This window comes from Microcystis ichthyoblabe FBCC-A1114, from assembly GCF_050500245.1.
GTDB classification, from domain to species: domain Bacteria; phylum Cyanobacteriota; class Cyanobacteriia; order Cyanobacteriales; family Microcystaceae; genus Microcystis; species Microcystis ichthyoblabe_A.
Genome location: NZ_CP191408.1, coordinates 1,882,410 through 1,894,768 on the forward strand (window position 1 = coordinate 1,882,410; position 12,359 = coordinate 1,894,768).

Below are 12,359 nucleotides of genomic sequence, written 5' to 3' on the forward strand. Positions count from 1 at the left end.
AATTCAGTTGCTCATCCTGAATTCGACCAATAATTTCTTAGTTATTATCCTATTATTTGGACACTTTTCCCTAAGAAATTTTTCTGTTTTCGTCCCTCGCTTTTAAGCGTGTTCCTCTTCGTGTTCCGATTCCAGTGCCTCATGGATATAGGCCCCGGCAAGGGTGGCGAAGACAAGGGCCTGGATAGCGCTGGTAAATAAACCGAGAGCCATAAGGGGTAGGGGTACGACTAGGGGGACAAGGAAGACTAATACTGCTACTACCAACTCATCCGCGAGGATGTTTCCGAAAAGACGGAAGCTGAGGGAGAGGGGTTTGGTAAAGTCTTCTAAAATTTTGATCGGTAATAGCACGGGAATCGGCTCTAGGTAGTGAGCGAAGTAACCGAGTCCTTTTTTACTGATGCCCGCGTAGAAGTAAGCGAGGGAAGTCAGTAGGGCTAACGCCACCGTGGTATTGATGTCGTTAGTGGGGGCGGCTAATTCCCCTTCGGGCAGTTCGATTAACTTCCAAGGAATCAAGGCCCCTAACCAGTTAGAAACGAAAATAAATAAAAATAGGGTGCCGATGAAGGGCAACCAGGGTCGATATTCCTTTTCTCCTAGCTGGTTTTTGGCTAAATCGCGCAGAAATTCCAGAACGTACTCCATGAGGTTTTGAATACCGCTAGGGACTTTCTGGATCTTGCGGGTAGCGGCGATCGAGGCGATGATTAAGATAGCGAAGACGATCCAGGAGACCGCGATCACTTGCCCGTGAATTTTTAGTCCGCCGATGTGCCAGTACCAGTGTTGTCCCACTTCCAGGGAAGCGAGGCTATAAAAATTAAGCACACTTAAACTGTCTAACATTTCTACCTTGGGGAGATTCGGGTTCGCAAATCAGGGTTATTTTTAACGGTCAAAGGGTTTAGGAATCGCCTTTCTGCTCCAGCTTGAAGATGGTTTGCAGGGTATAGACGATGATCGCCCCTTTATAGGTCAAAAAACCCAAAAAAACCGGCACTATGTGCAGTTCTTGCCAACGACTGGCGATGATGATTAATCCAGCGAATAGGGCTAATCCTTTTTTGCCTACCCGATTTTTCGTTACCCCCAATTTTTCCACTTCCCCGGCCAGGAGTTTTAGGTAAACAACTCCCACCATTGCCCCTAATAGGTAATTAAGGGCGGTATTGAGGGAATAAAACAAGCACACGGGTGTAAAGATCAGACCGCTTAAGATCAGGGTGGTGATCAATAAGGTGTTTTGTAGTTGATAGTATTCCCGCATCGGATCTGACGGCGGGTTGGTTTCTGGGGTTGGGGGAGATTCGATCGATGGGTCAGACAAGGTACACCTAAATCAGCGATAGACTAATCTCAATATCTGGATTGCTTTCCCAGCTATGACGCTCAGGTAAGCCACAAGACATATTATCACGGCAGCGGCAACAATTATTAAGCAATTGTAAATTGTCATGATTCCGTCGGTCGTCGGTCGTCGGTCGTTAGGAGTCAGGAGACAGGAGATTACTTTTATTTATTATCCCCACTTCCCCATTTCCCCATTTCCCCACTTCCCCATCTCCCCATTTCGCCAGAATTAGTCTCAATCAGGTCTTTTTAAGAGTTTTGCGCCACAGTTTTTACAAAAATTGGCGTCTATATCGTGACGGGGTAAACCACAATCTGGACAAGGATAATCAGTTTGAGTGCCAGATTTTAATATTTGTTTAGTCAGAGTGCTAATTTGCAAGGGAATTAACAAAACTCCCGTTAAAATCATTAGAACTGTCACCATTTTGCCCCCATCAGAAAGGGGAGTCACATCCCCAAATCCCACGGTAGTCATAGTCACGACAGCAAAGTAAAAAGCATCAAAAAATGTCCGATAGACTTGGGGATTAATTGGGTGTTCGATCTGATAAATTAAACCAGCATAGACAAAAATAATCGAAAATAGAGTTAGTAATATGCGAATAAATACTATCTGATCGGAAGTTTTAATTTGAAAAATAGAAAGATCGGAACCAAAAAAACGAATCACTCGCAAAATTCTAAACCAGCGAAAAATTCTAAAAAACCTAATATCAAAAAAACCAAAAAATAGAGGCAGGATTGATAATAAATCTAGGATGGAAAAAATGTTAAAAACAAAGCCTAGTTTTGATTCCGCACACCAAAACCGAATTAAATACTCTAGGGAAAATAAGCTTAAAATTCCCCAATCAAGCTGACGTAACCACATTTGCCAAGTGGCGGATAAGGGATAGGTTTGCGCCACATAAATCCCCAACGAGAGTAAAATTAATGCTAGGATAAGCAGATTTACCGTCAGTCCGATCGCCGTGGTGACATCCTCTAAATAAAAAGCTATCTTGGCACGAAAAGAGAGCATAAATTCAGCTATCAGTAAACAGTAACTAGCAATCAATGAACTGAAAGCTCGCATCTGATAACTGATAACTGATAACTGATAACTGATTAAGGTAATTCCACTGAAGTTGGTTTAGCAATATGAGGCAAACCCCAACCCAATTTTTCCCGGAGGATGCGGAAGAATTCCGTCGATTGCAGACGAATAAAATGGACTTGGTGGGGCGATTTCTGCACATTAATTCGATCTTCTGGCAAGATATAAGAACCGCCATTACCGTCCACTACCATCACCATCCGATTAGCAGTTGCTGGGAAAATATTTACAGTTTCCTTGTCAGAAAATACCAAGGATCTCGAAGCTAAAGAATGGGGACAAATGGGAGCTAATTGTAATACCGGCACATCGGGAGTTATGACCGGGCCACCGGCGCTGAGAGCATAGGCAGTAGAACCAGTAGGAGTGGAGAGAATAACCCCATCGGCAGCGATATCGACAGGTGCGTGTTCACCAATTTGAATCTCAAAATGACACATACTGGTGAGGGGTTCCCGGTGGACGACCACCTCATTGAGAGAAAGTGCCTCCCAGAGGAGGGTATCTTCGCGAAACAGTCGCACCGTGATCATCGAGCGATTTTCGATGGTGTATTTCCCCTCTAGAACCTGCTCTAAGGCGGGTTCAAGCTGATTTAGGTAAATTTCGGTCAAAAAGCCCATGTGTCCCGTATTGACCGTTAACAGGGGCAAATTAAGGGTGGCCAACTGCCGGGCTGCCGATAGGACTGTACCATCGCCCCCCAGCACGATCGCAAAACTTAAATCTTGCTCGAAGTGGGGGGGGACTAACTGATCGATCGGGGTAAAACAAACCGGACGAGAGGGTTTAGAATGGCCTAGCAGACCACCGCTGCCGGTAGCCATAAACACCTGGCAACCTAGGGAAAGTAGCTGATCTTGTATCTGATGGGCTGTTTTACAAGCGATAGGCTTAATATCGTTGTAAATAATGCCGATTTTGGGCATTGACAAATTTTCCTACTGCTGAATCACGCTTTCTTTTTGAAAGGAGTTTTCTTCTTCTTCTGAGCTTTTTGTTTCTCGAAGTCGATTTCCTTGAGCTTCTTGAGAATGCGGCTAAAGTATTCTTGTAAATAGGATTCTAAAGTAGTTGTTTGACTCGGATCAAGGCCAAATACTTGATAAACTTCTGCCATGGGGGCATCAAGGGCTTGATCACTAGCGAGAACTTCCGCAAAAGCTAGTCGGTCAGATATATTATAGGTCCATTGGAAACAACGGCTTATTCCTCGCATAAAACGCAGTAATCCCATGGGTAAACGCCAAATTTTCCCCTCTTTACCCGATAGGCGTTCGCAAACTTCGATAATTTCTTCAGCTTTCCAAGCTTTGCTGCCGACCACGGGATAGGACTGACCGACGGTTTCGGGGACTTCTAAAGCGCGAACGGCGAATTTAGCGATATCTTGGGTGTCCATGTAGGCGATCGCTGTACTTTCCCCCGTGATCCAGACGGTTTGATTATCTAACATCGGGATGGCGTATTGACCGATTAAACCCTGCATAAAGCCACAGGGACGCAGAATTGTATATTTTAAACCCGATTCTGCTAGAAATTTCTCGGTACAGCGTTTTATCTCCATCAAAGGCACGTTGGAATATCTTTCGGCATTGAGGATCGAAAAGAAAATAAAGCGATCAACTCTGGCGGTTTTAGCCGCTTGAATCAGATTAACTTTACCATCCCAATCCACCTGTTTAATGCTGGCTGAGTCCGTCGCCCGGGCTGTAGCGGCATCGATCACCGCGTCCATTCCCTCTAAAGCAGCAATAATGGTACTTTTATCCCGCAGGGTTCCCCCGACTAATTCCGCGCCCCATTCCTTCAAAAAAGCCGCTTTTCTCTGGCTGCGTACCAAACAACGCACTTGATGTCCCTGATCGATGGCATGACGCACGATCTGTCGCCCTAGGGTTCCCGTCGCACCGACAACTAATACTTTCATCTATAATTAATTTTTTGTTACATTTGTTAACACTTCTCTAAGATACTATCAAAAAAGTGGATCATTTAGGGATAGAAAAATTCTAAGATTCCCCGATCCCCGTCCAGTTCTACCATTGTTCCCACTGGTAAAGCGGCATTATCGCCATCATGACCGAAAGGTAACTCAGCAATAACCGCAATGCCTAAATCGCCCAAACGCTCTTTTAAGACTTCCTCCACGGTTTGACTATCACTACCGGGAGCTGCCAGACAACGGCTAAAACGACCGAGGGCAATGCCTTTAATTCGGGAGAAAATGCCCAGCATTCGCCACTGAGTTAACATTCGATCGATCCGGTAGGGGGCCTCGGTTACGTCCTCTAGGGCTAAAATTACCCCCTCTAGGGTGGGTTGAACCGAGGTTCCGAGGAGATGGGTGGCTACGGTTAAATTAGCTGGTAATAAGCGTCCCCGCACTTTGCCCCCACTCCAACCTTGACCGATAAGAGGGGCTAAAGGACGACCTTCCAGAAGAGAAAAGAGGCGATCAATTGATTGGGGACTTTCTTGGGCTAAGGTGGTTAAAACTGGCCCGTGAACGCTACAAATGCCCTGTTTCGCTAAACTCCATAAAATCCCCGTCACGTCGGAAAAACCGATTAACCATTTCGGGTTAGTTTTTGCCCATGTCCAATTTTCCAAGAGGCGAGCGCTACCGTAACCCCCCCTAGCGCAGAGAATTGCTTGACAATCGTCATCTTGCCATGTTTGGGCTAAAGCTTGACGACGTTGCTCGTCGCTACCGGCGAGATAACCGAGACGATTAGCCCAATTCTCGCTAAATTCCACTTGATAACCCCTTGATCGCCAGATTTCTACGCCTTTTTCGAGGGCGGCTAATTCCTTGACGGCTCCACTGGTGGCCACCAGAGAAACTTTAGCACCGGGTTGCAGAAACGATGGGATGATCATAGGCGGATTAAGCTGAAATTACAGGCAATTTTGTGGCAGTATGAAAACTGACAGCATATTCTATCGAATGTTTCTCGATTTTCCCGATTCGTTCTTTGAATTAATCGAACGACCCGATGCTAGGGTTAGCAATTATCGATTTACTTCCCAAGAAGTCAAACAACTAGCTTTTCGATTAGATGGTTTATTTTTGCCGCTCGATCATCTAGAAAATTCACCCTTTTATCTGGTAGAAGTGCAGTTTCAAAAGGATGAAGACCTATATTATCGATTATTTTCAGAACTTTTCCTGTATCTTAGACAGTATAAACCTTTGTCACCCTGGCAGATAGTTGTTATTTATCCCAGTCGAGAAATTGAGCGAGAACATCCCCAGCAATTTGCCGATTTTTTATCCCTAGCAAGGGTTAAAAGAATCTATCTGGATGAATTGCCAAATGACGAGACTCCTTCCTTAGCGATCGCTCTGATCAAATTGGTTACGGAAAGTGAGAGTCAAGCTGTTAATTCTGCTAAGATTTTAATTAAACAGGCTCAAAGAGAAGTCAGCGATCGCTTAGTGCAGAAAAATGTCATTGATTTAATCGAAACGATCATCATTTATAAATTACCCCAAAAAAGTCGAGAGGAAATAGAAGCTATGTTGGAACTACAAGACCTAAAACAAACTCGTTTCTATCAAGAAGCTTTTGAACAGGGAATTGAACAGGGAATTGAACAGGGAATTGAACAGGGAATTGAACAGGGAATAAACTTGCAAAAATTGAAAACAATTCCGCTACTGCAAGACCTCGGTTTAACCCCGCAACAAATCTCGGAACGCTTAGACTTTAATCTGGAAACAGTGCTTAACTATTTGGCACAACAGCAACAATAATCACACCTGTTTCAAAAGTCTAGAAAAACAGCAGTCGAGAGGAAATAGAAGCTATGTTGGAACTACAAGACCTAAAACAAACTCGTTTCTATCAAGAAGCTTTTGGAGATGGAATTGAACAGGGAATTGAACAGGGAATTGAACAGGGAATTGAACAGGGAATTGAACAGGGAATAAACTTGCAAAAATTGAAAACAATTTCTCTACTACAAGACCTCGGTTTAACCCCGCAACAAATCTCGGAACGCTTAGACTTGACTGTGGAAACAGTGCTTAACTATTTGGCACAACAGCAACAATAATCAAACCTGTTTCAACAATCTAGAAAAGCAGCAATTTCTAAGTAGTTGGCAAATGAATAGTAGTAAATGAGTGACCTTTAAGCTATCAGCGATGACATGAAAACTGACAGCATATTCTATCGAATGTTTCTCGATTTTCCCGATTCGTTCTTTGAATTAATCGCTCAACCCGATGCTAGGGTTAGCAATTATCGATTTACTTCCCAAGAAGTCAAGCAACTAGCTTTTCGATTAGATGGTTTATTTTTGCCGCTCGATAATCTGGAAAATTTGCCTTTTTATCTGGTAGAAGTGCAGTTTCAAAAGGATGAAGACCTATATTATCGATTATTTTCGGAACTTTTCTTGTATCTTAGACAGTATAAACCTTTGTCACCCTGGCAGATAGTTGTTATTTATCCCAGTCGAGAAATTGAGCGAGAACATCCCCAGCAATTTGCCGACTTGTTACCCTTGGACAGGGTTAGAAGAATCTATCTGGATGAATTGCCAAATGACGAGACTCCTTCCTTAGCGATCGCTCTGATCAAATTGGTTACGGAAAGTGAGAGTCAAGCCGTTAATTCTGCTAAGATTTTAATTAAACAGGCTCAAAGAGAAGTCAGCGATCGCTTAGTGCAGAGAAATGTCATTGATTTAATCGAAACGATAATCATTTATAAGTTACCCCAAAAAAGTCGAGAGGAAATAGAAGCTATGTTGGAACTACAAGACCTAAAACAAACTCGTTTCTATCAAGAAGCTTTTGAACAGGGAATTGAACAGGGAATTGAACAGGGAATTGAACAGGGAATTGAACAGGGAATAAACTTGCAAAAATTGAAAACAATTTCTCTACTGCAAGACCTCGGTTTAACCCCGCAACAAATCTCGGAACGATTAGACTTAACTCTGGACACAGTGCTTAACTATTTGGCACAACAGCAACAATAATCACACCTGTTTCAAAAGTCTATAAAAACAGCAGTTGCTAAGTAGTGAACAAATGGATGGTAGCGAATCAGTGACCTTTAACCTATCAGTGATAACTCGATGAATAACGACTTATTGACTTTTCTCTTTGGTGTTACCCTTCTCATTCTCTATCTAGTTTTTTCAGCTTTAACCGAGATGGGAACAAAATGGCCTTGGACAAAAAAATAAGAGAAATACTTATAGATGTGAATAAACATAAAATCGGGTCAGGGATTCGGTCATTGGAAAAATTCTATTCGCTCTACTGATAAAATATGAAACTAATTGGTGATATTTCCCCGAGCTTGGATTTATTCTTGTTGCTTTTTTTCTGGCATTGTCTCATCGGTGCCATTGCTACAGTCACCGCTATCAATAAAGGCTATCCAAGATTAAATTGGCTAATCTTCGGCCTTCTGGGAGGAACCTTTACCTTTTTTATCGCTCTTTTCCTGAAAAAAAAGCCCAAAATTTAAGGGATGATATTGCTTGATTATCCTTTAATAGTTCCCATCAACACCTCTAAATCTTCTGCGTCTAACTCCTCTGGTATGCCATTACGAATTAATTCCGAAAAATCCTCATTGGGAACCATAAAACATAGTGCATAAAGTCTTCCGTCCCCCACATTTCTAATCTCGTGAATACCCGTGGGACGGACTAATAAACTATCCCCCGGCCCCAGGGGAATCGCTTTACCATCACAGATAGCCATTCCCTCCCCTTTGAGGATAAAAAACATTTCTACGGCAAAATGATGACGATGGGTAGGGGTGCGACCGTGGGGATCGAAAATTTCCACACAAACGGTCAAGGAATCCCCCGCTACGGTAGAATCAAAGACGATCGCTAAACGATTCGTATCCCCAGCGCTAATGCGAAAAACTTGATAATCCCGGGGAGATCGAATCACGGGTAACATACAATGATCGCTGGTTAGTTGGCTATTCATCGCTAATTTCGATCGAACTGTGGATGATTCTAAGACTAGCAAAAATTTTCAACTTCGCTCGATTGCGTCCACCACTTTACTCACATCTACGATCGCAGCCACATCATGGACGCGCAGGATATCGGCCCCCTTAGCGATCGCTATAGCACAGGCCGCCGCCGTTCCGAAAACTCGTTCTTTTGGGTCATCTTTGCCTGTAATCTCGCCAATAAAGCGTTTTCTCGACAATCCAATCAAAATAGGTAAATCTAAATCCCGAAATTGCTTTAATTCTCGCAATAACTCAAGATTTTGTGTCCCAGTTTTGGCGAAACCAATCCCCGGATCGATGATAATATTTTCCCTAGCAATACCCCACTGTAAAGCTTCCTTAACACGATTCTGTAAAAATTCTTTAATTTCCTTGACTAAATCATCATAATGTGTTAGAGATTGCATGGTTTGCGGATTGCCCCGCAGGTGCATGAGGATGATGGGAACGGCCAATTTAGCCACCGTGGGCAATAATAGGCGATCGAAGGTTCCCCCGGAAATATCATTGATCAAATCGGCCCCGGCGGCGATACCTTGGGCTGCTACAATCGCCCTAGTGGTATCGAGAGAGATAGGAATAGAACTTTGTTGTCGAATAGCGGTGATTACGGGGATAACTCGCGATAATTCTGCTTCTAGGCTAATTTCTTGCGCTCCCGGACGGGTGGATTGACCACCGATATCGATTATATCAGCCCCGGCCTCGATCATTTTCATCGCCTGTAGCAGGGCATTTTCAACATTGTCAAATTCTCCCCCATCACTAAAACTATCGGGAGTAACGTTCAAAACACCCATGATATAGGTGCGTTTTCCCCAAGCAAAAATATGTTCACGAATTACCGTTAAATTAGACATAATACTAAATCCTGCTGAAAAAGTAGATGAATTATGAATTATGAAGTGGGTAGAATAAATCAAAATAATCTCCTGATAACTGATTACTGATAACTGATAACTGATTACTGACGGTGATAGTTAATTTTTAAGTACAGAAGAATCTTTTAATTCAAAATAAGCTTGTACTTCTTCTTTCCAGAGTTGATATTTTTCTTGAATTAGTTGATATTGACTGGCAAAATCGAGGTTACAATCAACGAGATTGCTATCGATATCGGATTGGACTAATTCCCTTTCGATTAGGGTTTCTCGGATAAATTTTAAACATTCTTGTCTCAAAGTTTCCGCTTGATCGATAATTAGCTGGACTTGATTAATTGCTCGATCATACAATGGAGTTTGTGAATGAAAAATTTCGGAAGATGCGGCCAGATTTCGCAGTCTATGTAATTGATTTTTCTTTTCTACTAAACTGGCAATTTTGGGGTTAATTTCAAAAAGCAAGGTTTTCACCAGAGGAGCCAAGCGGCGAGTGTTAATATAATCGTAGTTATTAAGATCTGATTTAATCAGGTGTACCTGTTGTAAATCGACGGTAATATCGTGGAATTGGATCTCGGTTTCGGTGATGGTGGGATGAATTGTTTTAACTTTCCACGTGGTAACAGAAGTCAACTGCTGGCGATCAATATTAACCATTTGCTGCTCCATTTTCAGCACATCGAGGGGAATGCTATAAAGTTTTTTCTCAGGGATATAGATAACATCGCTACCGAGAATGCGATCAATTTTAGGACGACGATATAAATAATGATACAGGAATCGATAAAAGCTTTTACTACCTTGAAATATCTGGAGAAATAACCAAATTTTCCAGCTAAATAACCCGCTAAGAAAGCGTCCGAATAGATGGGAATTCGAGGAGGAGTTATTCATGAAATTCCGTTATCATTTATCGGTGAGGAATCGGAGGTTTGGTTCTTTTCAGCGATCGGTAAATAGTAAAATAGTAAAGAGTAATCAGGGATAAAGATAACTAACTAATTAACTTAAAACTTACATCTGATAACTGATAACTGATAACTGATAACTGATTAAGGACGTTCTCCGGGTAGATTTTTTGAAGATGTTGGTTTCGATCTTACCTGTTGACGACCGTTGCGGATAACTTGTAACATTTGCCCTAATTGTCGATCGAGATCTTCTAAAACCGCTTCAGCATAGTCGTCAGCGCCTTTTTGAATTTCATGACATTCAGCTTGGGTTTTTTGTCGTAACTGTTGTACTTCCTGCAAGGTGCTGTGACGCATCTGTTCGATTTCATCGAGGGTTTGTTGTTGCAAGGATTCGCATTCCTGTTGAACCCGTTGACGAATTTGGGCCGCTTGCCGTTCTGCTTGTTGAATAATACCGGACTCGTCGAGAATTTGGGCGGCTCTTTGTTGAGCGGAACGCAGGACTTGTTGAGCGTATTCCTCTGCTTTAGTGATAATTTCCTGTTCTTCCTGCAAAATTGCTAAAGCTTTCTGTACTGCCGGTGGCACGGTTTCATAGATAAGATCGATTTGTTCGGCTATCTGTCCCTCATCGATCATTGTCCAACGGGTGAGGGGGATATGGAAACTATCAAAAATCATCTCTTGCAGACGCGCCAAATCCTGATAGATATCGAAATCGACGGGTGGACTGGGAACCCCACTATTAGAAGTGTTAGGTACTGCTTTTCTGGGATCATTAGGTTCTCGGCGCGCCATAGGTTCAGATCGTCCTCATTACTGTATTTTAGTATGTTAACTGTAGTATGAGTAAATATCCCTAGAAACGTTTTCCGGGACTAGATGACTGACGGAGCCACCGAATTGAGCGATTTCTTTAACCACGCTACTACTTAAAAAACTATATTCTTTAGTGGTGGCCAAAAAAACCGTTTCGATTCCTTCCCAGAGAGTTTTATTGGTATGTGCCATTTGCAGTTCTTTTTCAAAGTCTGAGAGAACCCGCAACCCCCGCAACAGCACCTTAGCACCTTTCAATCTGGCATATTCAACCGTTAATCCTGAAAAACTGTCTATCTCAACGTTTTTCAGGTGTTTTGTACAGTAGCTGATCTGTTCTATGCGTTGTTCGACGCTAAACAGGGGGTTTTTATGGGGATTGCAGAGAACTGCCACGATTACTCGCTCGAATAGTGGCACACTGCGTTCGATAATATCTAAATGACCGAGTGTAACTGGATCGAAGCTGCCGGGGTAGATGGCGATCATTTCTCAACCTGCACACCTCGCCAAAAAGCGATATATCCTTTAATATTTTGGGCTTTTGGCTTAGGATCGGGATAATACCAAGCGGCATCTTTATTGTCCTGTCCATCTACCCTGAGAGTATAATAACTAGCCTCTCCTTTCCAAGAACAAATGGTATGGGTGTTACTGGGTTGGAAATATTCAGCTTTGATGGTATCGGGGGGAAAATAGTAGTTTCCCTCGACAATTTCGCAGTTATCGCTTTCCGCTACCACTGCACCATTCCAAATCGCCTTTGCCATGGCACTAACTCCTAGTTCTGTTTCAAAATCATCTTACAACAGAGTTTGTAAATGTTGAACCAGTTGGTTAACCTGCACCACTCCCTCAATTCGATCGATCGGTTGACCATTTTTAAAGACTACTAAAGTCGGTAAAGCTTGAATACCGTACTTAGTGGCTAAATTGGGATATTTGTCTGTATCAATTTTGACAATTTGTAGGCGATTTTTGAAATACATTCCCGTTTGTTCTAGAATCGGAGCCATCATTTGACAAGGACCACACCAAGTGGCATAGAAATCCACTAACACGGGAAGATTAGTGGTTTGCAACAGTTCCTCAAAACTGGAAAACTCTTTTTTGACTGCCATAAATTGTCACCTCGCCAGAAAAATAGCCTTTTCCCTACTATAGCTTTTCTACTGAAGGGGTGACAACGAGGTTGAAGTCTAGGCTGGGTGTGGGGTGTGGGGAAAATCTCCTCGCTGTCAGCCGTCAAATTCATTAACTTACTTAAGCTTAAACCTGATTCTCTCGT

General features: G+C 42.7%; 16 protein-coding genes and 1 pseudogene. 4 read left to right on the forward strand and 13 right to left on the reverse strand.

All coding sequences use genetic code 11. From position 1 onward, the window contains the following. Nucleotides 1-102 precede the first annotated feature (102 nt). The 6 genes from atpB to ACQY1Y_RS09130 all read right to left on the reverse strand — a co-directional run bounded on the left by atpB (nt 103) and on the right by ACQY1Y_RS09130 (nt 5,338). Nucleotides 103-852, reverse strand: coding sequence for a F0F1 ATP synthase subunit A (atpB, locus tag ACQY1Y_RS09105; RefSeq protein ID WP_002739857.1), 750 nt, complete (start codon nt 850-852; stop codon nt 103-105). 58 nt (nt 853-910) lie between these two features. Continuing rightward, entirely contained in the window at nt 911-1,273 is a 363-nt protein-coding gene (locus tag ACQY1Y_RS09110; protein ID WP_430014659.1) for an ATP synthase subunit I, read from the reverse strand. A 318-nt stretch (nt 1,274-1,591) separates the two neighbouring features. Further along, nucleotides 1,592-2,380, reverse strand: a complete 789-nt coding sequence (locus tag ACQY1Y_RS09115) for an ion transporter (RefSeq protein ID WP_193977046.1) — start codon at nt 2,378-2,380, stop codon at nt 1,592-1,594. Between the two features lie 86 nt (nt 2,381-2,466). Next, nucleotides 2,467-3,384 carry an NAD(+) kinase gene (locus ACQY1Y_RS09120; protein ID WP_002750056.1) on the reverse strand — a complete coding sequence of 306 codons (918 nt, stop codon included), beginning with the start codon at nt 3,382-3,384 and terminating at the stop codon, nt 2,467-2,469. A gap of 23 nt (nt 3,385-3,407) precedes the next feature. After that, nucleotides 3,408-4,385 (reverse strand): SDR family oxidoreductase, encoded by a 978-nt coding sequence (locus tag ACQY1Y_RS09125; RefSeq protein WP_430014438.1) that lies wholly within the window; start codon nt 4,383-4,385, stop codon nt 3,408-3,410. Between the two features lie 65 nt (nt 4,386-4,450). Next, complete coding sequence (locus ACQY1Y_RS09130) at nt 4,451-5,338, reverse strand: S66 peptidase family protein (RefSeq protein WP_430014439.1); 888 nt, start codon at nt 5,336-5,338, stop codon at nt 4,451-4,453. A gap of 40 nt (nt 5,339-5,378) precedes the next feature. Between ACQY1Y_RS09130 and ACQY1Y_RS09135 the strand changes: the two genes are divergently transcribed. From ACQY1Y_RS09135 to ACQY1Y_RS09150, 4 genes and pseudogenes are all read left to right on the forward strand, one after another. Then, complete coding sequence (locus ACQY1Y_RS09135) at nt 5,379-6,215, forward strand: Rpn family recombination-promoting nuclease/putative transposase (protein WP_430014440.1); 837 nt, start codon at nt 5,379-5,381, stop codon at nt 6,213-6,215. 32 nt (nt 6,216-6,247) lie between these two features. Beyond that, nucleotides 6,248-6,517: pseudogene (locus ACQY1Y_RS09140) on the forward strand (Rpn family recombination-promoting nuclease/putative transposase); the annotation flags it as partial. A gap of 96 nt (nt 6,518-6,613) precedes the next feature. Further along, nucleotides 6,614-7,450 carry an Rpn family recombination-promoting nuclease/putative transposase gene (locus tag ACQY1Y_RS09145; protein ID WP_430014441.1) on the forward strand — a complete coding sequence of 279 codons (837 nt, stop codon included), beginning with the start codon at nt 6,614-6,616 and terminating at the stop codon, nt 7,448-7,450. A 296-nt stretch (nt 7,451-7,746) separates the two neighbouring features. Next, a complete protein-coding gene (locus ACQY1Y_RS09150; protein ID WP_430014442.1) occupies nt 7,747-7,947 on the forward strand; it encodes a hypothetical protein in 201 nt (66 codons plus the stop codon). Nucleotides 7,948-7,964: 17 nt separating this feature from the next. On the opposite strand, the gene ACQY1Y_RS09155 is transcribed toward ACQY1Y_RS09150, so the two are convergent. The 7 genes from ACQY1Y_RS09155 to trxA form a co-directional block, all read right to left on the reverse strand. Then, a complete protein-coding gene (locus ACQY1Y_RS09155; protein WP_002787992.1) occupies nt 7,965-8,423 on the reverse strand; it encodes a cupin domain-containing protein in 459 nt (152 codons plus the stop codon). A 48-nt stretch (nt 8,424-8,471) separates the two neighbouring features. Then, nucleotides 8,472-9,314, reverse strand: coding sequence for a dihydropteroate synthase (gene folP, locus ACQY1Y_RS09160; protein ID WP_002776467.1), 843 nt, complete (start codon nt 9,312-9,314; stop codon nt 8,472-8,474). A 120-nt stretch (nt 9,315-9,434) separates the two neighbouring features. Further along, nucleotides 9,435-10,232 carry a hypothetical protein gene (locus tag ACQY1Y_RS09165; RefSeq protein ID WP_002776466.1) on the reverse strand — a complete coding sequence of 266 codons (798 nt, stop codon included), beginning with the start codon at nt 10,230-10,232 and terminating at the stop codon, nt 9,435-9,437. Nucleotides 10,233-10,390: 158 nt separating this feature from the next. After that, complete coding sequence (locus tag ACQY1Y_RS09170; protein ID WP_002739760.1) at nt 10,391-11,050, reverse strand: hypothetical protein; 660 nt, start codon at nt 11,048-11,050, stop codon at nt 10,391-10,393. 36 nt (nt 11,051-11,086) lie between these two features. Continuing rightward, nucleotides 11,087-11,560, reverse strand: coding sequence for a pantetheine-phosphate adenylyltransferase (gene coaD / locus ACQY1Y_RS09175; protein WP_002739695.1), 474 nt, complete (start codon nt 11,558-11,560; stop codon nt 11,087-11,089). After that, nucleotides 11,557-11,841 carry a DUF427 domain-containing protein gene (locus tag ACQY1Y_RS09180; protein ID WP_002750041.1) on the reverse strand — a complete coding sequence of 95 codons (285 nt, stop codon included), beginning with the start codon at nt 11,839-11,841 and terminating at the stop codon, nt 11,557-11,559. The genes coaD and ACQY1Y_RS09180 overlap by 4 nt, the downstream gene beginning before the upstream one ends. Nucleotides 11,842-11,874: 33 nt before the next feature. Continuing rightward, entirely contained in the window at nt 11,875-12,192 is a 318-nt protein-coding gene (trxA, locus tag ACQY1Y_RS09185; protein ID WP_002739627.1) for a thioredoxin, read from the reverse strand. Nucleotides 12,193-12,359 lie beyond the last annotated feature (167 nt).